Raw genomic sequence first — 25,334 nt, 5'->3', positions numbered from 1 at the left:
TCTCTTGTTCAATAGGTGGTGGGTATCGGTTTTTACATCAACACAAACAGAATGAAAAGAATGTTAATTCTTAATAAATGTCAGAAGCGCTTTAATTAATATTAAATCGCAGGTTTCGACCTTGATTGGGCAGAGCTAGATGGTAGCGTTAGTTCACCCAAAACAAATAGCACAAGAGAAGCCAAACCAAAAAGCGATGATCAGGCCTGTCTATTCCATGGCAAGTTTAGAGTTAAACCTTGGCTATGTTTAAAGGTGAGTGAGTTTACGTGACTGACTCACCTTGTCGTTATTTCATCTTGTTACTCGTCGAACTTATATTTGACTGAATTATTGGTTAAACTTCGCGCCACTCTTTTCTATGTATAGCTTGGCATTAGAATAACCAAGCAAACACCTTTTTGATGACCTTTTTATTTATGAACACCTCGCCGAAATGAACGCCAGTAGCCCTGAAAAAATCATCTTAGACGCTTCGGGTATCGAGATGATTAACAACACACTCATTGATTCGAACTTGGACAAGCGGGTGACTTTGTCTCCCTCAGAAGCCTTGATTCTTGAGTTCCTAGTGAAGAACAGCCCCAAAGCTGTGGGTCGTGACTTCTTGCTTGAGCATTGTTGGCCGGGCAGGGTGGTGACGGGCAGTTCGCTTAATGTTGCAGTTAAGAACATTCGTACAGCATTAGGTTCGCTTCAGTGTGATTGCAAAATCTTAACGGTGCAAAAGGAAGGGTACAGTTTTAGCAGACCTCAACAGCTTGGTGGCTACCTATCAACACCCACCTCGGCTATTCAAGTTGAAGTACCTCAATATGAATCGCCTCGAGTTGAAGCGCTTAAAGAACCCTTAGTATCAAAGAGCTCGAGTACTGAGCGTGGTGACAATGAACGTGAGTCAGCCTTAACGAAGCAACCAGACTCGTATAAACAGCGTCAGGTGCAGCATTTTGTCGCGCGTCATCGATCTCGTATCTCAGGAATATTAGTCAGCGGATTTCTTCTCATGCTTTTTTATCAGTTTGCTTTTTTTATGGATAAGACGAGCTATCGCGGTATGGATGTTTATCACGACAGTTTGAATTTTGATCAAGAGCTCTTAACCGAGTTGAATACTGTGTCAGAGCTCGGTGTTGAGTCACTCTACCTACATCGCATTGGCGTTGGATGTCAGAACATTCAAGCCGTTGCTTTGACTAACGGGCGCTGGAAAGAGATGAGCCATCAGTTTAAATCGCTCTCTTGTGATGACGACAATGACGATGAGCGAGGATAGCCGATATGAATCGTAAGTTTTGGATGCCTATCTTGTTGACGCTTTTTGTGATTCTAAATGTAGGCTTAATTTCTGGGCTCGCAACCAAAAGTACTTATAAATTCACCGCAGAATACCCGATGGTCGGGTGGGAGAGAATCTCGCTCCGATTGGAAAATGGTCGAGTCAAAATGCAGTACATTGGCTATGACATGGATGGGAATGTCGCTCAAACCAAGCAAATGTTTGGTGTGTTCTTGCGCTGGGGGAATCATTACTACCTTTATCAATTAGACCAGGATCAGGCCCAAGATAAGCAGACATTCAATATCAAGCATTTATACATTCAACAAACACAAGGCAAGCGCAGTGTGTTGGTATCGAATCAGCGCGGCCTTTATGTCACTAAGAAGGGCACGCCGTTAGAGCTCAAAGGCATCATGCATGGCGACCGCTTACGCTAATACAGAGGCTTAATGCTAGTAGAGAGCCTTTGGTTAGCTTTTACCGAGTACGTTCAGCTTAGTCTTGATAAAGTCACTGTGGTCAACGTAGAGCAGCTCCGCTGTTTTACGGATCACAGAATCTTCGATAGGGTCAATTTCCCCGTCGGCATGCGCTACTTCCCACATCGCTTTGATTAAGTCGATTCGCACTGGCTGAGATAGGTCTCTGAGTTGCGATGTAAAGTCATACAGCGATACTGATTGCTCTACTTTCGGCTCTGCTTGCGCGAGCAGTACCTTTGCTTGTTCTTCATCTAAATCCAGCAAACGCTGCAGAAGCTGTAGCTTAGCGACTCTTTCTGATTCATTGATCTGATGGTCGGCACCCGCGACTTCACACAACAAACTCGCGATGGCGATATTAGGTGATGTGCTTTGGTTTTTGCTTAGGTCCTGGCCTTCAATCAATTGTTTAAACATTGATGTGAGAGAATTGAACATAACGAGCTCCAGTTAAAATTTGTATCGAGTTCCGTAACGCTGATAGCTATCAACTATAACCATAAGCATAACTATTGGGTCTACAGAGTGTGATCGCAAGCGTCTTTACTAAAAACTGACATTACGGATACGCGAGCGATAAGGAGCATTTTATCAATCGGGCTCTGGGAAACGGGTAATTTTACCGTCGCCACTGAGTGTCGTGATCGATTGCGGTTTCCCATCAGTGTCTAGCCTCAATTCTCCAATCGCACTGCGGTTTGAAAGGCGATAGAAGGTCTGATTGTCAGGGCTTCGCTTTTCGATCTTCAAGCGTTTACGCTTAGTGAAGTAGTTCAAAACTGAGCGAGGGCTGTATAACAGGCGGTCCCATACATCGCAGAATTTAAGCAGCGGAGCAGGGAACTGATTTTTAATACCACTGCAGGTGATTTGATAGATGTTCGGGCTGTTGCGACGATACCTAAGCTTGATGTCATAAGCGAAGGAGTAGTGAACGTCACCAGAAAGTACCACAAAGTTGGTTGGTGTTTTGGTATGTGTAAAGATGCTAATCAGCGTATTAGCACTGCCCGGATGTGCCATCCAGTTTTCAGCGTCAATCACTAATGGCTTGCCGATTGTGGTCGCCATCTTTTGCAGTGTTTCAATAAACTTCACGCCAAACATCGGTGCAGCAGAAACGATCACCACTTTATCTTGATTCATTAACTGATGTTGAAACTCAATCAAGGCTTCCCAGTCCATTAAACCTGAAGGCTTGTTCATGCGTGACTCTGAACGCCAACGACGCGTACGAGTATCCAACACAATGACTTTGGGTGAGGTATCTATTGTGTAATGCCACTCTTCAAAGCGACTCAGCATCTCAATAAAGGCTTGATGCTTGTCTGGCTCGATGTTGCCAATAGAGTGAGTAGTCGCTGCATTGCCGGCTTCATTATGAGTTTGTTTACTAATGCGCGGTTGTTTAGTAATGAGCGGTTGAGCGACAAAAAGCTGTTTTGCTTGCTCGATAAACGTTTCATCGAAGCTCTCCGGTTTGTTACCCCAACCTTGACACATCCAGTAAGCCGCAAGGCCGTTACCAATGACTTGGGTCGCGAACTGGTTTTGGTCGACGGCATGCTCCCAACCCACGGTAAGGTTCCAATCATCCGTCACATCGTGATCATCAAAGATCATGTACGTTGGAATATGCGCGAACAGACGTTGCACTTGCGGTAAGCCAGCAATGAAATCATCCATGATGACGCTTTCATCACGCCATTGTTGCTGCTCAGTCGGTGTTAATTGGCGTCCACCTTGAGTGAAGTTATTCTCAATTAAACGCTCTCGATTGACGCATTGCCACAGTGTCGGAGACCAAACCAATAAGTACATCGCGATAAACTCAGACAGCGTGACCAAGTGGTTTTCACAATCGGTAGAGCTAAAAATCGGCACGCCACGGTTCGGGAATAACTTATCGATCATCGATTCTGAAGCTGTGTGGTGCGGCAAATAGTGATGACGCTGGTATAAGTGGTATTCACTGTTATACAGAGCGTCACTGTTGTTGATTTGTTTAATTTGCGAGTCAGTCGGTAAGCTTTCGCCTACAAGGCCAAGCAGGTGAATCACTTGTTGAATAGCATCAAGTGTTGAGCCTGCCACATGGTCGGCGTAGATCTGATCGCCGCTCATCATCAGCATGTCGGGTCTTTCAGCGACGGTTTGATCGGCCATCTTGTTATCGGCTGCAACTAAGCTGTCTTTGCTTGGATGATGCGGGTTGCGGCAAGAGCCATGAAGAATGTAATCAGCTGAGGTCGATATCTTAAACTCAACGCGAGATTTACCGTTGTAAACAAGGTGAGGGGCGAGCTCTTTTAGTGAACCTGACTCTGTGTGAATGTCATATTCAAGCAGCGTATTAGTCGGAAACTCACCTTGTAAGCGAATTAGCGTTATCCACGCATGTGTACCGATTTGAATCGAATCATGTTCTTCAAGCGATGAGGTATAAAACGGCTGGTCTTGTGCTGCTTCAGAATCGTCTATTTCTTGAGTATGAAGCTCGGCTCTGCCTGTAAGAGGCGAGCTGGTGGCTAACCAAAGTACCACTTCAGTCGCGGTGGTTTTTCTTAAAATGGGTCCGGCGAGTAACAGGGGAAGAGATGATGTCGTAGAGGGTTTCAATACGGTACCTAAAATCGTTGGTGGCTAGTCGTCGTGGTGTTCTTTTGTTTCGATCTTATTTGTGTCTGGCTTTGTGGTTTCAAGCGTTGATGCTTCAAGTTCTACTGAGTCAGATTCTGTTGTTTTAAACTCTGCAATCTCGTGCTCTGCCATTTCAGATTCTGTTGATTCAAGAACTTCGATAACTTCTGAGCTAGAAAGTTCATGGCCCATTAGAAATATTGCCAAAAGGGCATCGGCTTTGGTCTTGGTATCGGAAGGCTCGTCTAATAACAGTTCGAGCTTTTCTCGAATCATAGCAATCTCGTGCTCAACAAAGCCACGGCCTTCTTCATCCCCTTGATTGTCTTCAGGGGCATTATCGAATTCAAGAAATAGCATGTCACCGTCTAGGTTGGTATCCACCAAACGCTCAGGCAACCACGCCTCACCCATAACAATATCTGGATCGGAATCTTTGGGTAAGTGATCTATAATGTTTTGTAATTCGGAGACTTTCACAATACTTTCATTTAACCGAGAATATTCTACATTGTAACGGTCAATGCCGAGCAAACCTAAAAATAGTTAGCCGTCATGGTTAATAAATGTCTAATCAGTAACACAATATTTTTTCAAAGAGTAATTACACAAGAATGAAGCTCAAATATTTACCGACTCTTCCTTCATCTGGATTGGTTTTACTAGGTAGCGCTTTCCTAAGTGGCATTTTCGTAAGTGCTAATGCGTGGGCCGCTGAAGAGCAAGAGTGGGGCATCGCTGCAATGTTCCGTACAGCAAGCATCCCTTATGACACGTCTGGTGGCGACCAATCGGTTAGCTCATTCGTACCGATGCTGTTTTTCAAGAACGATTATGTGTTTATTGACGGTACTGAGATGGGGGCATACCTCTATCAAACTGACGATGAGAAGTGGTCTTTCAATGCTATCTCTCGCATGCGCTTTATTGATATTCCTGCATCTGAGCAGAACGCGATTGAAGGCGATACGGCGGACTTTGGTGCTCAACTGACCTACCAACTTGATGATTCTTGGTCTGTCGAGACGGAGTTAATGAGCGACAGTGAATACAACTTCCACGGTAACTTACGAGCTAAAGCCAAGTATGAAACTGGAGATTGGGAGTTTTACCCGAGCGCGACGCTGCGTTATAAAAGTGCTGATTTCAACAGTGGGTATTACTCCGCATCTAATGAAACCATTGGTGCTGGTGTTGACTTAAATGTTGGTGTTGAAACGCGTTACCATGTGGTTTCTAACTTGTACTTATTGGGTTCAACCAGTGTGACTCGATTGGACGATAACGCTTACGATTCTTCGATTGTTGAAGACCGTTATCAGGGGGAATTGTACCTTGGCTTTGGTTTCTTTAACGACAAAGAGAAAGCGCCAAAACCTAAACTGAGCAATGCGCCGTACTTACGTGTCGCACACGGCTGGGGAACGCCATCCAATATTGGCGACATCATGAAGTTCAATCGAGAGAAAGACGAATACAACAACCAGTTGACCTCGTTCTTCTATGGACACCCGTTAACCGATGAGATCTTCGGTTTGCCACTGGATATCTATTTAACCCCAGGTATTGCGCACCACTGGAGTTCAGACGTTCAATCGAGCAGCACCGAATACATTATCGCAATCAAGGCGTACTACACCTTTGATTGGCCAACTCAGTGGCGTGTTGGTGTGGCAGAAGGTATGTCTTACATCGATTCGATTACCTATATCGAAGGCTCTGAGATGGACCGTAAAGGTTACACCGCAAGCCATCTATTGAACTACTTAGACTTCTCATTCGATGTCAACGTTGGCGACTTGATTGGTAAGAATGACTTGAACAACTTATGGTTCGGTTATTCATTGCATCATCGTTCTGCGATCTTTGAAAAATCCTCTCAGTATGGTCGTATCAAAGGCGGCAGTAACTACAACACGGTCTACTTCCAATATGAGTTTTAAGCGCAGTTTTTAACGTTAGCTTTAAACCAGAGTTGACTAAGTACGAATTACATTTGACCGCGCTTTCATAGCTCCTGCGAGTGTTAGCGAGATTAATCAGCCTGATAGCTAAAGGTTTTCCCTTTGCTGTCAGGCTTTTTTGTTTGAGACTTGTGATATAATCGCGCGAGTTTAATAAGTACAAGAATAGGACACGCTTTGACTTCGTCTCCGGAAAAAGCAGATAACAACAAGAATGCAGCACAGCCAAGTTCTTCACAGAGCAAAGCCAAGCCAAACCAAGCTGCATCGAAAAAGTCTGCTGAACAATCAAATACCAAAAAAGCTGATCAATCAGCGACAAACAACAAATCATCTCAGAATAGCCCAGCCTCTCTTCGTAAAGCGCTCAACGAATGTATGATACGCGATCGCTTCCGTTTGAGTAAGCGAATTGCTGGTGCGAGCAAAATTAAGAACGAACAAGCTAAGCACGCTGTCTTTGATGAGATTGCGTTAGACATTGCTAAGTCGATGATGACGGCAACTCAGCGTGCGGCACAGAAACCAACGATTGAATACCCAGAAATTCTCCCGGTTAGCCAAAAGCGCGAAGACATCGCGAAAGCCATCGCTGAAAACCAAGTGGTTATCGTGGCGGGTGAAACGGGTTCGGGTAAAACCACTCAGCTACCAAAAATCTGTTCTGAGCTTGGCCGCGGCCGCTTTGGCTTAATTGGTCACACTCAGCCCCGTCGTCTTGCGGCGCGTTCGGTTGCGAACCGTATTGCTGAAGAGATGGAAACACAGCTGGGTGAGTTCGTTGGTTATAAGGTTCGATTCAACGACCAGATTTCTGACAATACCCAAATCAAACTGATGACCGACGGTATTCTACTGGCGGAGATTCAACACGACCGTTTCTTAAATCAGTACGACACCATCATTATCGATGAAGCGCACGAACGTAGCCTGAACATCGATTTCATCATGGGTTACCTGAAAGAGTTACTGCCAAAGCGTCCTGATCTGAAAGTGATCATCACGTCGGCAACCATCGATCCAGAGCGTTTCTCTAAGCACTTTAACAATGCACCGATCATTGAAGTGTCTGGTCGTACTTACCCAGTTGATACGCGTTACCGCCCATTAGGTGGTGATGAAAGTGATTCAGACCGCGACCAAATCGAAGGCATCTTTGAAGCCGTTGATGAGCTGTGTGATGAAGGCCTTGGCGATATCTTGATCTTCATGAACGGTGAGCGAGAAATTCGTGATACCGCAGATGCATTAAGTAAACGCAACCTTCGTGATACCGAAATTGTCCCGCTTTACGCGCGTCTATCGGCGGGTGAGCAGAACCGTATCTTCCAGTCTCATACTGGTCGACGCATCGTTCTGGCAACCAACGTGGCAGAAACCTCGTTAACCGTTCCGGGCATCAAGTATGTTATCGACCCGGGTACGGCGCGTATTAGCCGCTACAGCTATCGTACTAAAGTACAACGTCTACCGATTGAGCCAGTGTCTCAAGCGAGTGCAAACCAGCGTAAAGGTCGTTGTGGTCGTGTTGCAGAAGGTATCTGTATTCGTTTGTACTCTGAGGAAGATTTCGAGTCACGCCCAGAGTTTACTGACCCAGAGATTCTTCGTACTAACCTAGCATCGGTTATCCTTCAGATGACAGCGCTAGGCCTAGGCGATATTCAAGCGTTCCCATTTGTTGAAGCGCCCGATAAGCGCAACATTCAAGACGGTGTAAGGCTGCTTGAAGAGCTTGGTGCGATCGCCACCGTTGAACCGTCAGCGAACAAAAACAAGAACCACGGCGACGACAAGAAGAAGCTAACCGCGATTGGTCGTAAGCTGGCAAAACTGCCTATCGATCCACGTTTAGCGCGTATGGTAATTGAAGCGCCACGTAACCGATGCCTACACGAAGTGATGGTGATCGCGTCTGCGTTGTCGATTCAAGATCCGCGTGAGCGTCCATCAGATAAGCAACAATCGTCTGATGACAAGCACAAGCGTTTCTTCGATAAAGAGTCTGACTTCATCACGTTTGTGAACTTATGGGATTACATCAAGCAGCAGCAAAAAGCATTGTCGAGTAACCAGTTCCGCAAACAGTGTAAGCAAGATTACCTCAACTATTTACGTATCCGTGAATGGCAAGATGTGTACTTCCAAATTCACCAAGCAATGCGTGAGCTAGATACTAAGTTGAATACAGAACCGGGCAGCTACGATGGCATTCACATGTCACTGCTATCAGGTCTGCTTTCGCACATCGGTATGAAAGACCAAGAGAAGAATGAGTATCAAGGTGCACGTAATGCACGCTTCCACATCTTCCCTGCGTCTGGCCTATTTAAGAAACAGCCTAAGTGGATCATGTCTGCGGAGCTGGTAGAAACCTCAAAACTTTGGGGCCGTGTTATCGCGAAGATTCAACCTGAATGGATTGAACCGCTAGCGAAACACCTGATTAAACGCAGTTACAGCGAACCACATTGGTCGAAGAAACAAGCAGCGGTAATGGCACACGAAAAAGTGATGCTTTACGGAATCCCAATCGTACCTAAGCGCCTTGTGAACTACGGCGCGATTGATGCCACCGTCAGCCGTGAGTTGTTTGTACGTAGTGCATTAGTAGAAGGTGAGTGGGAAACCAAACACGCTTTCTTCAAGCAGAACCGTAAGCTTCTACAAGAAGTCGAAGAGCTAGAGCATAAATCGCGTCGTCGCGACATCTTGATCGATGATGATGAACTGTTCGACTTCTATGATCAACGTGTTGGCGAAGAGGCAGTGTCAGGCCGTCATTTTGATACGTGGTGGAAGAAGACCAGTCAGAAAACTCCTGAGCTGCTTAACTTTGAAAAGTCGATGCTGTTCCGAGGCGATGCTAGCCACGTTACTGATTTGGATTATCCGAACTTCTGGCACCAAAACGGTATTAAGTTGAAACTGAGCTACCAATTTGAGCCGGGTGACGACAACGATGGTGTAACGGTACACATTCCGCTGCCTATCTTGAACCAAATTGACCAAAACGGTTTTGATTGGCAGATCCCGGGTCTACGTCAAGAGCTAGTAATTAGCTTGATTAAGTCGTTACCTAAAACGCTACGCCGTAACTTTGTACCTGCGCCAAACTACGCAGATGCATTCTTGGCACGTGTGACACCGCTTGAAGCACCGTTACTGGATTCTCTTGAGAAAGAGCTACGCCGCATGACGGGTGTGGAAGTGGTACGTGATGACTGGAAGTTAGACCAGATTCCAGAGCACTTAAAGGTAACATTCCGCGCTGTAGATCATCGCAAGCGTAAGCTGAAAGAACAGAAAGATCTGCATGAGTTGAAAGAGAGCCTGAAAGACAAGGTTCAAGAAACGCTTTCTAAAGTGGCAGACGACGATATCGAGCAGCAGAACCTGCACACGTGGAGCTTTGGTGAATTACCAAAAGTCTACCAACAGAAACGTGGTGGCTACGATGTTAAAGCCTTCCCTGCGCTGGTGGATACCAAAGACAGCGTAGAGATCAAACTGTTCGAAACCGAGCAAGAGCAAATCTCGGCAATGAAATCGGGTCAGCGTCGTTTAATCTTGTTGAACGTGCCATCACCGATCAAATACTTGCACTCGAACCTGCCGAACAAATCGAAACTTGGCTTGTACTTCAACCCATACGGACAGGTACTCGATCTTATCGATGACTGTATCGCTTGTGGTATTGATAAGCTGATTGAAGAGAAGGGCGGTTTGGTTTGGGAACCAGAGCAGTTTGAAGCTCTGAAAGAACACGTACGTGCAGAGCTGGGTGATACCGTAGTAGAGATTGCTCAACAGGTTGAAACCATCCTAACCACGGCATTCAGCATCAGTAAAAAGCTGAAAGGACGCGTGGATCTTTCTATGGCATTCGCACTTTCTGACATAAAAGCTCAAGTAGAAGGTTTGATTTTTAAGGGTTTTGCCACAGAATGTGGGTGGAAACGCTTGCCGGATATTCTACGCTATATGAGAGCGATTGAACGCCGCATGGAAAAACTGCCAATTGACCCGAACAAAGATCGTCTTCACATGATCAAAGTTGAGTCAGTAATGAATGATTACAAAGAACTGCTGAATAAAATTCCAAAAGGGATCGCGGTTCCAGAAAATGTAAAAGAGGTGCGTTGGATGATAGAAGAGCTTCGTGTAAGCTTCTTCGCACAGCAGCTCGGTACGCCTTACCCAGTATCAGATAAGCGTGTTAAAAACGCGATTGATGCTTGCTAAAGGAATAAAGCTAGACGCAATGGCAAGGTTTGGGTATAAATCTTGCTTATTGCATTACTAATTGAATAGTTATTACATACAGGGCGACTTGGTGGCAATTTATTACCACTCAAGGCCTGCCACTAGGACGAAAAAGGTCGAATATGAAAAAAACGTTATTGGCACTAGCACTACTAGGTGCATCTTCAACAGCAATGGCTGATTCTTGGTTGTACGGCGGTGTAATGGGTGGTCAAAACTCATTCGCTGGTGAAGATGAAAACGCGGTGGGCATCCACGTAGGTACAGGTATCCTTCCACTAATCGGTGTTGAAGCGGGTTACTGGGATCTAGGTTCTTTCGGCAGCGTTAATTACGGCAACCGCGATCTTAAGAATTTAGACGCAAGCACTGCTTACCTAGCGATTAAACCAAGCATCGATTTTGGTCCTCTTCACGTATACGCGAAGGGTGGTCTTCACTCTTACGAGCTTAAAGCTGATGGCTTCAAGCAAGACGATGTTGATATCATGTACGGTGTAGGCGCTGAATACTTCATCTTTGGTCCACTATCTGTAGGCGCTAGCTACCAAAACTTCAAAATGAAAGATGACGACTCTGGCGTATTCACGCTAAACGCAACTATCCACCTACTGTAATTACTTGCAGTTAGTGACAGACGTACCGTTGGTCACGGATATTTGTAGAGTTCGTAAGAATTCGTAAAAAATGCCAGCTTGATAGCTGGCATTTTTGTATCTGTTAACCGTGTAATCGCTACTCTGTTTTCTTATAACAGATAGCAAGCGGATGGTTACTTTTTACTGTTCAGAATACGCTGAATTCTTGGGTTAATCGCTTTACCGTGTTTACTTTCGTACTCTTCACGTTTTAAATCGTTCAGGTTCTTTACAGAGTTAGCGGCAAGAAGGAATTCTGGTAACTCAGTTTCAAGCATGCCTTTCTCATCTAAACGTTTCGCTTCCAAGTAATACTTCTTGAACAGGCCATCGAGTTTGTTTTCAGCCGTGCGCTTTAAATCGTACAGTTTATTCTGGATTAACCATTGTTCAATCTTATTATCTGCAGAGCGTGACAACACTCGAATACGGCTATCCAACAACTCCTCTTCAGTCAAAGAATCTTTCAGGATCCAAAGCTCACCCATTTGCGGCGGCCAACTGTTGCCAAGTTGAATACGTTCATGACAGTGCATTAGCACGCGGTTAAGGCCGTCTGAATCGACTGAGTTAGCAAATTCAATAAACTTACCGCTCGGCTCGCTCCCGTATTGGTATTCCCATTGTGTTTCGTACACGCTTAAGAAAGAACCAAATACATGGATACACCAATCGGTTAGTTCCAGCTCTGCAGGATCTTGATCAACAACAGGTACTTGTTGAGACGCACCAGAATCCGCAGCTTGTGCAGCCGCTACTTTCACTTCGGTACTTTGCGCTTCAATCACTTCAGGTACTAATGGACCTGTAGCGTCAGGTACAACAGGTTGAGCTGGCTCAGAAGGTTGGCTTTTTGCCTTTTTGAATGAGCTGCTGCCTGAAGCGTTCAGATGGGCTAAGCTTTTGTCTATACCCATTTCCTTGAGCTTGTCCTGCATTTCCTGAATATTGAGAGGTCTTCTGCTGTTGTTGTCTTTCATTTTGCTTCTCGTTAACTAGCCAGTACTGCAGCTTGGATTCAATCCGAGATAATGGCATTAATTCATTGGCTTTGGCTTTATACCAGAGGACAAATTTCTTCCATACTAAACTATGGTCACCGGTCAAACCGGAGAATTTAAACGCACGTTCTGCCCATGATGGTATCTCTTCTTCGTTGAGATCATGAGTAGAGACGGTGTTGCTGTTCATTGAGCCTCGACCTTGTGGGCGAGGGGCCTGCTGCATGTGTTGCATTGGTGCCGGAGCAGGCTGAAACTTAGGTGCAGGTGCAGGTGCAGGTGCAGGTGCAGGTGCAGGTGCCGTAGAGTAGACCGGAATACTATTGGTCGGTTGAACCTCAACGTGCGCCGCAGTTTGCTCTTGCTCAATGAGCATTTTGAAAACGTGAATCTCTTTTTTATCCCGATAATCTACTTTTACCTTATCGAGAAAACCTTGGTCGACTAAACACTTAAGACAGTCGGCTAAACCAAACGTAGAGAGAGCACAAAGTTGACCTGCTGTTTGTAGGCACACATTGGTGTAGCCGAATTCGTCAGCACCGTCTGCAAGCATCAATAAAACCAGCTTTTCTGCAGGGCTAGAAGTATTCACTTGCCAAGCTAAATAAGAATATTTGGCGCTCAATATCGTGTTCTCAAAAAAGGTAAGTCGTTGTCACTATTGTAAGTCACCCCTTACCGAATTTATAGCAACTTAACAGAAAACGGCATTAGTAAGCCAAATATTGACCATAAGGAGACGTCTGCCCCATAAAGTAAGCCTACAGTCATTCATTCTTGTGGTTTAAGCTAGGAATCATTGGGCATGAATACGCATAGCAGCTTAAAGTGCCGACATTCTTTGTTAGGTTAAGAATGCCCAATTCGCGTCCACATTCTGTTGGTCACAATACAGGTCTTATTTTAAAGTCTTCTCTTTAGGTCAACTATTGATGATTTTCTTAGCTATATCCCATTTATTCTCTTTCCATTCACAAAATGTATTTAATTTATAAAACCCCTTGATATGACCAATACTTGCGCTATTATGACGATAAGTCAGAAATGACGAAGCGTCACAAAATGGTTAACTACATGAATTTACTATTCGTGTTAATATATTGGATAGGAGTGTTTTAAATACTGGCGAAGCTTAGATAACGGCTAAGCTCATATACGGACTAAAAAATTATGTTTGGCTTTGGTTGTAAAGGCGATAAACAAGGTATCTTTGGTTGCAAAGGCGTGTTGTCTAAAAAGCAGCAGTCTATTGCAGACCGAGAAGTAGAGTTGATGTTGTTAGCAAAAGATCTGGTTCGAGAACAAGGGTTCGGAAACCTCACGATGGACAAGCTAACGGCAGCGAGCTCTTATTCTAAAGGTACGATATACAATCACTTTTGCAGCAAAGAAGACGTCGTTTTAGCGTTGTGTATTCACTCTCTCAAGACAGAAGCAATGATGTTTGCTCGCTCTGGAGAGTTTGAAGGCAACACACGTGAAAAGATCGTCGCATTGCACGTTGCTTACCGAATCTATGCTCGCATGGAACCGGTACTATCAACCTGTGCGATCATGGCTAAAAGCCCGTGGGTACTAGAGAAAGCGTCTAGTGCACGCGTCGCCGAGATGAATGAACTGGAAGAGTTGGTGATTGAACAATGCGACTCTATGGTTAACCAAGCGGTAGAAGCGGGTGACCTAAAGTTCTCTTCTGGCGTTGGCTCAGATGCCATCGTTTTTGCTAACTGGTCAATCGCATTTGGTTCAAATGCCTTGTCACAGAACGCATCAAACAGTCATTGTATTAAGCGGTTACAAGACCCGTATTCAGTATTACACAACGCGAACATGATTCTAGACGGCCTAAATTGGCAGCCCCTTTCTAGTGACTGGGATTACCGCAAAACTTGGCGTCGTGTAGAACAAGAACTGTTCAGTGAAGAGATCGCTTACTTAGAGTCTGTAGGTCGATAGCTTCCGTTAAGCCCACACATGTGGGTTTATTAATAACCATTTTTGACGATTCGTCACAAACTTGAGACTGACCGACTGTGGTTGCTGTTTTCTTGAGTGTTTGACTAAGCATTGTGTCTTTTGTCAGTTTCGGCTGGCTTTTTATGACACAAATATGACGAATCGTCACAAATGGAGACTGTGATGAAACATGACAGCCAGAAGCCCACGTTCGATCAGCAAAACCGAGATAACCCTAATGCTGATAGCGCAAACACAGATCTAAACAGTTGGCACTCAATACCTACCAAGCGTTCGTTTATCGTTCTGCTGGTGGTGTTTTCAATCATCATTCTCTCTGCATTAGGGGCTAAGAACCTCTACTTTAGAGGGGACTACAACATCTTCTTCGAAGGCACCAACAAGCAGTTGATGGCGTTCGATGAAATCCAAACCACCTTTGCAAAAACCGACAACCTTGCGATTGTTGTCGCACCTGAAGATGGCAATGTCTTCACCCCTGAAACTCTCACCCTGATTCAAAATCTCACGGTTGATGCGTGGCAGATCCCGTATTCAAGCCGTGTCGATTCCCTTGCTAATTATCAGCACACCGAAGCCATTGAAGATGATCTTTTGGTAGAAGACTTGCTGTATGAAGAGTACGAACACACACCAGAACGCATCGCCAAAGTAAAACAGATCGCCCTTAACGAGCCGTTGCTTAAGAATGCCTTGGTGTCGGCCTCTGGCGATGTGACGATTGTGAACGTCACCGTGCAACTGCCAGAAGTGGACAAAACCGCAGAAGTGCAAGAGGTGATTGCGGCAATCAATACCATGATCGGCAAGTACCAAGCTCAGTATCCTAATGTCGAATTCCATAAAGCGGGCATCATAGCCATGAACAACGCATTTATGACTTCGGCTCAAGAAGATAGCTCAACGCTCGTTCCCTTAATGCTGTTGGTGGTACTGGTGTTCCTGACCTTTATGCTGCGCTCGTTCTTTAGTGTGGTGGCGACGCTCATTGTGATCATCTCTTCGATTGTTGCCACCATGGGATTGTCTGGTTGGGCAGGGATGTTCTTGAGTACCGCAACCGTGAATGTGCCAACCTTGGTTTTAACTTTGGCGGTGGCTGATTGTGTTCACGTGATTGTGACCATGAGACAAGCGATGCAGCGCGGTATGGAGAAAGCACAAGCTATTCAATACAGCATCAAGCTTAATGCGATGCCGATTTTGATTACCTCAGTGACCACCGCGATTGGTTTCTTGATGATGAACATGTCGGACTCACCAGTGCTGCGTGATTTCGGTAACTTATCGGCACTGGGTGTACTTATTGCGTGCTTCTTGTCTGTGACTATGTTGCCAGCGTTGCTAAAACTGCTGCCAGTCAAACGTCTACCTGCCAACCCTAAGGCGGCAGACAAAGTCACCTTCATGGATAAGCTGGGCGATTTTGTCGTAACTAACCGTAAAGCACTGCTGCCGATTTCTACGCTAGTGATTGTTGGCGCTGCCGCGTTAATTCCGCTCAACAAAGTCAACGATGAATCGGTGAAGTATTTCGATACCTCAAGTGAATTCAGACAAGCGGCTGACTTCATGGAAGAGACCGTAAGCGGCATGACAACCCTCAGTATCGCAGTGAAAACTAACGAGTCTCAAGCGATTGCTGATCCTGTGTTCTTGCAAGCAATTGGTGACTTTACTAAGTGGCTACGCGTTCAACCAGAAACTGACCATGTGGCAACGCTTTCTGATGTTTATATGCGTTTGAACAAGAATATGCATGCCGACGACGACAGCTACTACAAGCTACCGCTGAACCGTGAACTTGCCGCGCAATATCTGCTGCTTTACGAAATGTCTCTGCCGTACGGCTTGGACTTGAACAACCAGATCAACGTCGATAAATCATCGATCAAAATGGTACTCACCGTCGATAACCTTGGCAGCGTTGAGCTAGTCGAACTCGAAGAGCGCATTTACTCATGGTTTGCAGCCAATGCACCGCAATATGAAGTGGTGGCTTCGAGCCCGTCACTGATGTTTGCTCATATTGGCGAAACCAACATGGCGAGCATGCTATCAACTTTGCCTATCACCCTAGTGCTTATCTCTGGCTTGATGATCTTTGCATTGCGCTCGGTTCGCTTAGGCATGATCAGCCTAGTGCCCAACATTGCGCCTGCGATCATTGGCTTTGGTTTATGGGCGCTTATCTCAGGTGAAATCAACCTCGGTTTGTCAGTCGTGGTCACGCTCACGTTGGGTATCGTGGTTGATGATGCGGTGCACTTCTTGAGTAAATACCAGCGCGCAAGAATCGAAGGGAAATCAGCAGAAGAAGCGGTTCGATACGCTTTCCACACCGTAGGTCGCGCTTTGTGGATCACCACTGTTGTGCTAGTGGCCGGTTTCTCTGTACTGGCGATGTCGAGCTTCAGACTCAACTCCGACATGGGCTTACTCAGCGCGATTGTGATTTTCATTGCGCTGGTGGTCGATTTCATCTTGCTACCAAGCTTACTGATGATCTTCGACAAACAGACCCACTATTCAGCTAAAACTCAGCACGAATCAAAGCCAGATACCAAGTCGCAGCCTAGATCGACAGCCGAACTGACTACTTCGACCAAATAAGGAAACGTCGGCCTGCTGCGGTGGGCTGACTCAAGGAGATATTTATGAAAAGCGTTAAACAAACATTCGCTACTACATTACTTACTGTTAGCTCGTTGGCACTGAGCACATTCGCCGCTTTCCCAGCGTTAGCAGACCCTGCGAAAGGCTTAGAAATTGCCGAGCAACGTAAAGCGGTCGATGTCGGGTGGGGCGATTCTGTCGCAACCATGGAAATGCTACTTCGCAACAAGCAGGGCGAAAGCAGTACACGTCTGATGCGATTGAAATCTTTGGAAGTCGATGACGATGGCGACAAAGGCTTAACCATTTTTGATGAACCACGCGACGTAAAAGGCACGGCTTTCCTAAACCATTCGCACATCACCAAATCCGATGACCAGTGGTTGTATCTTCCTGCACTCAAGCGTGTAAAACGCATCTCTTCACGCAACAAATCTGGCCCGTTTATGGGTAGTGAATTTGCGTATGAGGACTTAAGCTCGTTTGAACTTGAAAAGTACACCTTCAACTACATTGAAGACGCGAAACTGGAAGGCGTAGACACCTTTGTTTTAGAGCAAGTACCGACCGATAAAAACTCAGGCTACACCATGCAAAAGGTATGGCTAGACCAACAGCACTACCGCCCAATGAAAGTCGAGTTTTACGACCGCAAAGGCGCACTGCTTAAAACTCTATCGTTCCAAGATTACAAACAGTACCTAAACCAATACTGGCGCGCACACACCATGGCGATGCAAAACCATCAAACAGGCAAAAGCACCGTATTAACCACGACAGATTTAGTGTTCCAGACCGGTCTTAAAGACAAGGATTTCCAAAAGAACACACTAAAACGTGCGAAATAAGGCAGGAATATGAAAAGGATTGTGGCAACAGGAACCCAATTATCCTTAACCTTGGCGGCGACCGTCGGGCTTATGCAGGTGTCGTTGCCTTGTGTGGCGGCAGGCTTTAGTCCTGATATCGCAGGGCAGGTTAACCTTGAACATAGGCAGTTCTTTAGCGACGGCTTACAAGGGCAAGACAAAGGACAAAGCTCACTGGTGTTGCAGCCAGAGTTTTACTGGGAGCAACAAGAGGGCAACGGCAGCATTACCTTCACCCCGTTTTATCGCCTAGACAGTGAAGACGATGAACGAACTCATGGTGATATTCGCGAAGCCTTGTATTTAACCTATTGGGATGATTACGAACTGCGAGCGGGTGTTGGAAAGGTATTTTGGGGCGTAACTGAATCGGCGCATTTAGTGGATGTGGTAAACCAGACCGATGCCATTGAATCGGTCGATGGCGAATCCAAGTTAGGTCAGCCTATGGTGCACTTCACCTCGATAAAAGAGTGGGGCACCATAGACGCCATGTTACTGCCGTATTTTCGTGAACGTACCTTCGCAGGCGAAGACGGTCGATTAAGGCCAACCGTGCCAGTATCGGACGATGCGCTTTACGAATCTTCACGAGAAGAAAAACACGTTGATGTGGCATTGCGTTACAGCCAAATGTACGGTGATTGGGATGTCGGTTTAAGCTACTTAGGCGGCACAAACCGCGACCCTTATTACCGTGTGGAAGGCAATCAACTCAAGCCATACTACGCCCAAATGCAACACTTCGGATTGGATGTTCAAGGCATTATCGGTGACTGGTTATGGAAGCTGGAAAGCATTTATCGCGACAGCTACGACAACCATACCGGCGTGGCGACAGGCTTTGAATACACTTGGGTAGGGGCGCTTGAATCGTACTGGGACATCGGCTTCATCGCTGAATACCTGTATGACAGCCGAGGCAACAATGCCCAAACCATCGGCCAAAATGATGTGTTCCTTGGGGCACGTTTCGCTTTGAACGATGAAGACGGCACCGAAGTGCTTACTGGTATCACTCAAGACTTAGATAACAGTGATGTCTACAGTGCCAAGCTAGAGGCATCGAGCCGTATTAACAACAATCTCAAGTGGCGACTGAATGCTTGGTTGTTTGAGAACGAAACCCCAGAGGACTTGTTGTTCTTCGCACGCAAGGATGACTTTGTTGAGATGGCGTTGGAATATTATTTCTAATGTTAGCTTCGTGGGGCGTTCCTGTTGGGGGGGACGTCTCAAATTTAAGATGAGCCATATTTAGAATGTTCAAAGTCGTCTTTTTATAAAGTGGATCAAACAATCGAATAAACCTACAGGTAAAATGGTTATATTTTTTCAGTATCTATAACCTCCGAATATGCATGTAAATCGTGCTGGTGGTATCGGCCTTAAGGGATTTATGAATTCATTTAATTGGGATAAAAACTTTGAAACAGGCATTGGTGTTGTAGATGAACAGCATCAATATCTTGTTGGTATTATCAACCACTACGGAAATCTGTTGTCAGAGAACACTATCTCTATCGACGACATAAACGTCGCTTTACTCGATCTCACATGCTATGCCGAATTTCACTTTAAAGAAGAAGAATCTTTGATGAGAGATTGCGGTGTGTATGAGCGACACATTGAAGAGCATATCAAAGTGCATCGTGTATTTATGCAAGATATCTACAGTATGCAAGCTTTCATCATGGAAGAAGATCAGTCGTCAGCACGGCAGTTACTTGATTTATTGATCCACTGGCTTGCTTACCACATCCTCGGCATCGACCAAAACATGGCGCGACAAATGACCGCGATAGAAGAGGGCGCGACACCTCTGCAAGCCTTTGAAGCGGAAGAAAAGCAGCAAGATTCTGCGACTGTCCCGCTATTGGCTGCGCTTAACGGCCTGTTTGAACAAGTCTCTGAACGAAACAAACAGTTGTTACGCTTCAACCAGTTACTCGAAGATAAAGTTGAGGAACGTACGGCAGAATTAAAACGAGCGAATAAGAGACTTGAAGAACTGTCATTAACCGACTCTCTTACTAATTTGCATAACCGTCGTAGTGCTTTTAAACAGTTAGCGCTGCATTGGCAAGACTCCAAAGAACTGGGCATGCCTTTAGTGTGTATTATGATTGATGCCGACCACTTCAAGCGCATTAATGACACCAGCGGCCATGATGCAGGCGACTTGGTGCTACAAACCCTCTCGCGTGAACTGAAAAACACGTTCCGTAATGATGATATTGTTTGCCGGTTAGGTGGCGATGAGTTCTTGGTTATTTGCCCAAACACCGACCTTAAAGGTGGGATGTACATCGCGGAAACCGCTCGACAGAAAGTGTCTGAATTAGAGGTTGAAACCAGTCATCAAGTTTGGATTGGCAGTATTAGTGTCGGTGTCGCTGAAATGACCCAAGAATTCGAAACCATGAACGAATTGATTAAAGCCGCCGATGAGTCCGTCTATTTAGCGAAAAACGCAGGCAAAAACAGCGTTTGTTCTATTCAGATCTAGCCTTCAGGTCATTTCCAAATTAAGAAGTGGAACCTGTAATTGTTCCACTTCTTCCTACTCCTCATTAATATCCTGTTAAATTTGCCGTGTTTTTAGGCAATAACTTGTTCTTTTAGCGATTCAATTTGGCATTGGTTGCGTGTTTGATTACTATGTGTAGCTATCTAAAAAAACTAATCATCCGATACGGACACTACCAACTGGTAGATGAGGAAATGATGCAACATCTAGAAGAGATCATTGCTAATGCAACGACTGCTATTGATACAGCAGATTCGTTAGTCGCACTTGATGAAGTGCGAGTTCAGTATTTAGGTAAGAAGGGTGAATTAACTCTTCAACTACAAAGCCTAGGTAAACTTCCACCTGAAGAGCGTCGCACTGCTGGTCAAGAGATCAACAAAGCGAAAGGTGCTGTTCAACAAGCGATCGCAGCTCGCAAAGACGCACTTCAACGTGCAGAGCTTGAAGCGAAACTAGCTGAAGAAACTATCGATGTGAGCCTACCAGGTCGTCGCATTGAGAACGGTGGTCTTCACCCAGTTACTCGCACTGTTGAGCGTATCGAACAGTTCTTTGGTGAGCTTGGCTTTAGCACTGAGTCTGGCCCTGAGATCGAAGATGCATTCCACAACTTTGATGCACTAAACATCGCAGACGATCACCCAGCTCGTACTGATCACGATACTTTCTTCTTCAACCCTGATCTAATGCTACGTACGCACACTTCTGGTGTTCAAATCCGTACGATGGAAAACGGCAAACCGCCATTCCGCTTCATTGCTCCGGGTCGTGTTTACCGTAACGACTACGATCAAACTCACACGCCAATGTTCCACCAAGTGGAAGGTATGTTAGTTGATGAGAACGTAAACTTCGCACAACTTAAAGGCATTCTTAACGATTTCCTTTGTAACTTCTTTGAAGAAGAAGTTGAAGTGCGTTTCCGTCCTTCATTCTTCCCGTTCACAGAGCCTTCAGCTGAAGTTGACGTGAAACGTAAAGATGGCAAATGGCTAGAAGTTCTAGGCTGTGGCATGGTTCACCCTAACGTACTTCGCTCTGTTGGCATAGACCCTGAGAAATACTCTGGTTTTGCATTCGGTATGGGTGTAGAGCGTCTAACGATGCTTCGTTACGGCGTAAATGACCTTCGTGCGTTCTTCGAGAACGACCTTCGTTTCCTTAAACAATTCAAGTAATCCGGGGCAGTCGAAACTATGAAATTCAGTGAATCTTGGCTACGCGAGTGGGTTAAACCTGCAATTAACAGCGAAGAGCTAGCTCACCAAATCACTATGGCTGGTTTGGAAGTTGACGATGTAGAACCTGTTGCTGGTGAATTCACCGGCGTTAAAGTAGGTAAAGTGGTTGAGTGCGGTCAGCACCCAGACGCAGACAAACTACAAGTAACTAAAATTGATATCGGCGAAGAAGAGCTGTTAGACATCGTATGTGGTGCATCTAACTGTCGTCTTGGCCTAACTGTAGCAGTAGCAACAGTTGGCGCAGTACTTCCTGGTGACTTCAAAATCAAGAAAGCAAAACTACGTGGCGTTCCATCGCACGGCATGCTTTGTTCTTTCTCTGAGCTAGGTATCGACGTAGAGTCTGACGGCATCCTTGAGCTGCCAGAAGGCACAACGCTAGGTATGGACGTACGTGAGCTTCTTGAGCTTAACGACGTAACTATCGATGTAGACTTAACAGCAAACCGCGCAGACTGCTTCAGCATCCGTGGCCTTGCTCGTGAAGTTGGCGTACTAAACCGCGCAGACGTTACAGAGCCAACAGTTGAAACTGTTGCAACAAGCATTGAAGACACAGTATCTGTTGAAATCAAAGCAGCTGATGCTTGTCCACGTTACCTTGGCCGTGTGGTTAAGAACGTAAACGTGAAAGCGGACACTCCAATCTGGATGCAAGAAAAACTGCGCCGTTGTGGTATCCGTTCAATCGACCCAGTTGTAGACATCACAAACTACGTGATGCTAGAGCAAGGCCAACCAATGCACGCATTTGATCTCGCTAAGATCGAAGGCGGTATCGTGGTTCGTCTAGCAGAGCAGGGCGAAAAGCTAACACTTCTAGATGGCAACGAAGCTGAACTAAACAGCAATACGCTTGTTATCGCTGACCACAACAAAGCACTAGCAATCGCTGGTATCTTTGGCGGTCAAGATTCAGGTGTTACTACTGAAACAACAGACGTACTTCTTGAAGCAGCATTCTTCGCACCGGATCACATCCGTGGTCGCGCACGTGCTTACGGCCTTCACACTGATTCTTCTCTACGTTTCGAACGTGGTGTTGATTCAACGCTACAAGCAGCAGCAATGGAGCGTGCAACACAGCTTCTAGTTGAAATCTGCGGCGGTGAAGTTGCGCCAGTAAACGGCAGCGAATCTGCAGCTGATCTTCCTAAAGCAAACGTAGTTGCTCTACGTCGCGCTAAGCTAGACAGCCTACTAGGTCACGAAATCCCATCTACAGACGTAGTGGAAATTCTTACTCGCCTAGGTTGTAACGTTGAAACGACAGACGCTGGCTGGACGGCAACGTCTCCATCTTGGCGTTTTGATATCGCAATCGAGCAAGACCTAATTGAAGAAGTAGGTCGTATCTACGGTTACGATAACATTCCAAACCAAGCGCCTAAAGCGGCACTTAAAATGAATGACCACAAAGAAGCTAACCAACCGCTTAAGCGCGTTCGTGACCTTCTTGTAGACCGTGGCTACCACGAAGCAATCACATACAGCTTCGTAGAACCAGAACAGCAAAAACTTGTTGTACCTGGTGTTGAGCCGCTAATCCTGCCATTCCCAATCTCTGCGGACATGTCAGCAATGCGTCTTGGCCTAATCCAAGGTCTTTTAAACACAGTGGTTCATAACCAGAAGCGTCAACAGTCTCGCGTTCGTCTATTCGAATCAGGCCTACGTTTCATCCCTGAAGCAACGGCTGAAAACGGCATGCGCCAAGAAATGATGCTTGCGGGCGTTATCTCTGGTACTCGTGGCGAAGAGCACTGGGACATTGCAACTAACACTGTAGATTTCTTCGATCTTAAAGGTGACCTAGAAGCCGTTCTTGAGCTTTCTGCAAACGAAATCGCATACAGCTTCAAAGCAGCTAAGCACCCAGCACTTCACCCAGGTCAAACTGCGGCTATCGTAGTAGATGGTAAAGAAGTGGGTATCATTGGTACTGTTCACCCAGAACTAGAGCGTAAGTTTGGTCTTAACGGCCGTACTATCGTATTCGAAATCGAATGGGCAGCTATCAACACTCGCGTGCTTCCAGAAGCAGTAGCAGTATCTAAGTTCCCTGCAAACCGTCGTGATATCGCCGTTGTTGTTGACGAAGCAGTAGCTTCTGGCGACATCGTAGAAGCGTGTATCGCTGCGGGTGGCGAATTCCTAACAGGCGCTAAACTGTTCGACGTATACGTTGGTCAAGGCGTTGAAGAAGGTAAGAAGAGCCTAGCAATCGCACTTAGCCTACAGTCTGTAGAGCGCACACTTGAAGATGCAGACATCGCTGGTTCAGTAGATGCTATCGTAGCTTCAATCTCAGAGAAATTCGGCGCAGCACTTCGCGACTAATCTCTTCTGATAGATAGAAAACCAAAGGCCTCGCAATTGCGAGGCCTTTTTTTGTTTTTTTGTCATGGAAAGAATTGGGTGCCAACTTGAAATTGAACAATTGTGTTTCAATGATCTGGCTAAATTAGCTTTCAGAGATTGTCAGGATATTGTAAGTCTCTAACTCAGTAGGTAAGTTCATTTATTCACTACGGTTTTCGAAGTTAATCCTATTTTTAAACGTTTTACAGCGAGCGATATACCTGCGCAGATAGATTGAATAAGCGGGTCAATTAACCTCCCGCTTTACTGGATTAAATGTTGAAGAACTTATTGTCTTCGGAGAGCAACAGAACTGAAGCGTTTCTGTATTTCCGGTATGTATCTTCAGAAAATTTGTCTGATAGTACAGAGACAATCTGTTGTCCGGGTAAGGCTTGCGCTAACCTGAAAATATCTTCGATTTGCTTCTGATCAATGTCTTCAATGATATCGTGCAAAACAAACCTCGGTCGATTTAGCCCCAACTCATAACAAGCCTTAATATAAGCAAAATCAAAAGCTATAACTTCAGCTTTCTTCTTACCGCCTTCAGGGTTCGCACTTTGATTTTCAATGAGAGGTTCACATGTACCTTCGGTTTCATTAAAATTAAGAGTGAATCTATATTCTTCATCGTGAGTTACCTTAGTAATTTCGGCAAAGTGCTTAGAAAAAGATGCTTCAAAGTCGTTCACTTTATCTATTTGTTTAGATATAAGCTCTAAAATGACGTTTAGGTACTCAATTGCTTGAGTAAGACCTGACTGTGCAGACTCTTGTTGCTCAACCATACCTTCTAGTTTACCAAGCTCGTTTTTTAGCGCGCCTAGTTCTTTGATGTTTGTAGTTATTTTATCGATGTTTTCTCTAGTGCGCATAGCAGCAAAGACACCATGTTTTCTATTTTGTTGCACTTTTAACTGGTTTTTTAAGTCTTCCAGACTTCGGTTTAGTTCGGGTAACTCTGATTCGACATAGTTTCTTTTTTTATTGACCAGGTTGTCGTGAAAAACTAACGTTTCTTCAAAACTACGAGATACCTTTTCTATAGATACTCCGGCAAATTCGTAAATCGCTTTCAACTCAGAAACCAAGTAATTGCCACCACGCTGATCTAACTGTTTTACTGTTTCTTTAATATTATCTATTTTAAGCGTGGCACCAAAAACAGCATTGTTTAGAAGGTCTTCTTGAGTTTGGATCTGGTGTAGTAACTCTATCGGGTTGTCATGTTCCGGAGAAAAATCTATAGATAAAATATTCGACTCAAGGGACTCAACTTCTCGCTTTTTCGTTTTTAAAGATGACTTGATTTTTTGATCTTTAAGAATTGAGTTGAGAGCTGCGCGACGCTTTCTAATTCGAGAAACAGTATTTGAGGCTGTCCGTCTCTGTGTTAAGAGCAGGGCGGGAGCATACTTTGATGGATTTATAACCCAAAGAAGACTCTAGCCCGAT

At 45.3% G+C, this 25,334-nt stretch carries 18 protein-coding genes; 12 read left to right on the top strand and 6 right to left on the bottom strand.

All coding sequences use genetic code 11. The features are described from left to right. The first annotated feature begins 571 nt into the window (after positions 1–571). On the top strand, positions 572–1,276 hold the full coding sequence (locus AB6E52_RS17945; RefSeq protein WP_372090690.1) for a helix-turn-helix domain-containing protein: 705 nt from the start codon (positions 572–574) through the stop codon (positions 1,274–1,276). 5 nt (positions 1,277–1,281) lie between these two features. After that, positions 1,282–1,719: a hypothetical protein gene (locus AB6E52_RS17940; RefSeq protein ID WP_102321041.1), complete on the top strand. Its 438-nt coding sequence runs from the start codon at positions 1,282–1,284 to the stop codon at positions 1,717–1,719. A gap of 33 nt (positions 1,720–1,752) precedes the next feature. On the opposite strand, the gene AB6E52_RS17935 is transcribed toward AB6E52_RS17940, so the two are convergent. From AB6E52_RS17935 to AB6E52_RS17925, 3 genes are all read right to left on the bottom strand, one after another. Then, entirely contained in the window at positions 1,753–2,202 is a 450-nt protein-coding gene (locus AB6E52_RS17935) for a TerB family tellurite resistance protein (protein ID WP_102321040.1), read from the bottom strand. Positions 2,203–2,355: 153 nt separating this feature from the next. Then, positions 2,356–4,383, bottom strand: a complete 2,028-nt coding sequence (locus AB6E52_RS17930; RefSeq protein WP_102321039.1) for a hypothetical protein — start codon at positions 4,381–4,383, stop codon at positions 2,356–2,358. A 24-nt stretch (positions 4,384–4,407) separates the two neighbouring features. Continuing rightward, positions 4,408–4,938, bottom strand: coding sequence for a hypothetical protein (locus AB6E52_RS17925; protein WP_102321038.1), 531 nt, complete (start codon positions 4,936–4,938; stop codon positions 4,408–4,410). Positions 4,939–5,018: 80 nt separating this feature from the next. On the opposite strand from AB6E52_RS17925, the gene AB6E52_RS17920 reads away from it, so the two are divergent. From AB6E52_RS17920 to AB6E52_RS17910, 3 genes are all read left to right on the top strand, one after another. After that, entirely contained in the window at positions 5,019–6,347 is a 1,329-nt protein-coding gene (locus AB6E52_RS17920; protein ID WP_102321037.1) for a MipA/OmpV family protein, read from the top strand. A gap of 198 nt (positions 6,348–6,545) precedes the next feature. After that, the gene (gene hrpA, locus AB6E52_RS17915) at positions 6,546–10,613 is read left to right on the top strand and encodes an ATP-dependent RNA helicase HrpA (protein WP_102321036.1); all 4,068 of its coding nucleotides are present in this window, start codon (positions 6,546–6,548) and stop codon (positions 10,611–10,613) included. Positions 10,614–10,756: 143 nt separating this feature from the next. Further along, positions 10,757–11,251 carry an outer membrane beta-barrel protein gene (locus AB6E52_RS17910; protein ID WP_017065440.1) on the top strand — a complete coding sequence of 165 codons (495 nt, stop codon included), beginning with the start codon at positions 10,757–10,759 and terminating at the stop codon, positions 11,249–11,251. A 155-nt stretch (positions 11,252–11,406) separates the two neighbouring features. Here AB6E52_RS17910 and AB6E52_RS17905 read toward each other — a convergent pair whose 3' ends face one another. Together AB6E52_RS17905 and AB6E52_RS17900 are read right to left on the bottom strand one after the other, a co-directional pair. Further along, entirely contained in the window at positions 11,407–12,189 is a 783-nt protein-coding gene (locus AB6E52_RS17905; protein WP_102321035.1) for a hypothetical protein, read from the bottom strand. Further along, the gene (locus tag AB6E52_RS17900) at positions 12,110–12,901 is read right to left on the bottom strand and encodes a hypothetical protein (RefSeq protein ID WP_102321034.1); all 792 of its coding nucleotides are present in this window, start codon (positions 12,899–12,901) and stop codon (positions 12,110–12,112) included. The genes AB6E52_RS17905 and AB6E52_RS17900 overlap by 80 nt, the downstream gene beginning before the upstream one ends. A gap of 545 nt (positions 12,902–13,446) precedes the next feature. On the opposite strand from AB6E52_RS17900, the gene AB6E52_RS17895 reads away from it, so the two are divergent. The 7 genes from AB6E52_RS17895 (at position 13,447) to pheT (ending at position 23,855) form a co-directional block, all read left to right on the top strand. Further along, positions 13,447–14,232, top strand: coding sequence for a TetR/AcrR family transcriptional regulator (locus AB6E52_RS17895; RefSeq protein WP_004741595.1), 786 nt, complete (start codon positions 13,447–13,449; stop codon positions 14,230–14,232). 171 nt (positions 14,233–14,403) lie between these two features. Continuing rightward, entirely contained in the window at positions 14,404–16,866 is a 2,463-nt protein-coding gene (locus AB6E52_RS17890; protein ID WP_241823402.1) for an RND family transporter, read from the top strand. Between the two features lie 44 nt (positions 16,867–16,910). Next, a complete protein-coding gene (locus tag AB6E52_RS17885; RefSeq protein WP_017060448.1) occupies positions 16,911–17,717 on the top strand; it encodes an outer membrane lipoprotein-sorting protein in 807 nt (268 codons plus the stop codon). A 9-nt stretch (positions 17,718–17,726) separates the two neighbouring features. After that, positions 17,727–18,935 (top strand): hypothetical protein, encoded by a 1,209-nt coding sequence (locus AB6E52_RS17880; RefSeq protein WP_017060449.1) that lies wholly within the window; start codon positions 17,727–17,729, stop codon positions 18,933–18,935. Positions 18,936–19,137: 202 nt separating this feature from the next. Beyond that, a complete protein-coding gene (locus tag AB6E52_RS17875; protein WP_029235308.1) occupies positions 19,138–20,247 on the top strand; it encodes a GGDEF domain-containing protein in 1,110 nt (369 codons plus the stop codon). Between the two features lie 218 nt (positions 20,248–20,465). Then, a complete protein-coding gene (pheS, locus tag AB6E52_RS17870) occupies positions 20,466–21,449 on the top strand; it encodes a phenylalanine--tRNA ligase subunit alpha (RefSeq protein ID WP_004734764.1) in 984 nt (327 codons plus the stop codon). An 18-nt stretch (positions 21,450–21,467) separates the two neighbouring features. Continuing rightward, complete coding sequence (gene pheT, locus AB6E52_RS17865; protein ID WP_102321033.1) at positions 21,468–23,855, top strand: phenylalanine--tRNA ligase subunit beta; 2,388 nt, start codon at positions 21,468–21,470, stop codon at positions 23,853–23,855. 293 nt (positions 23,856–24,148) lie between these two features. On the opposite strand, the gene AB6E52_RS17860 is transcribed toward pheT, so the two are convergent. Then, positions 24,149–24,958 carry a DUF2326 domain-containing protein gene (locus tag AB6E52_RS17860; protein ID WP_372189968.1) on the bottom strand — a complete coding sequence of 270 codons (810 nt, stop codon included), beginning with the start codon at positions 24,956–24,958 and terminating at the stop codon, positions 24,149–24,151. Positions 24,959–25,334: the final 376 nt, after the last annotated feature.

The sequence above is a fragment of the Vibrio sp. 10N.247.311.13 genome (genome assembly GCF_041467595.1).
GTDB classification, from domain to species: domain Bacteria; phylum Pseudomonadota; class Gammaproteobacteria; order Enterobacterales; family Vibrionaceae; genus Vibrio; species Vibrio crassostreae_C.
This window is presented reverse-complemented; position numbering and strand designations above follow the sequence as displayed.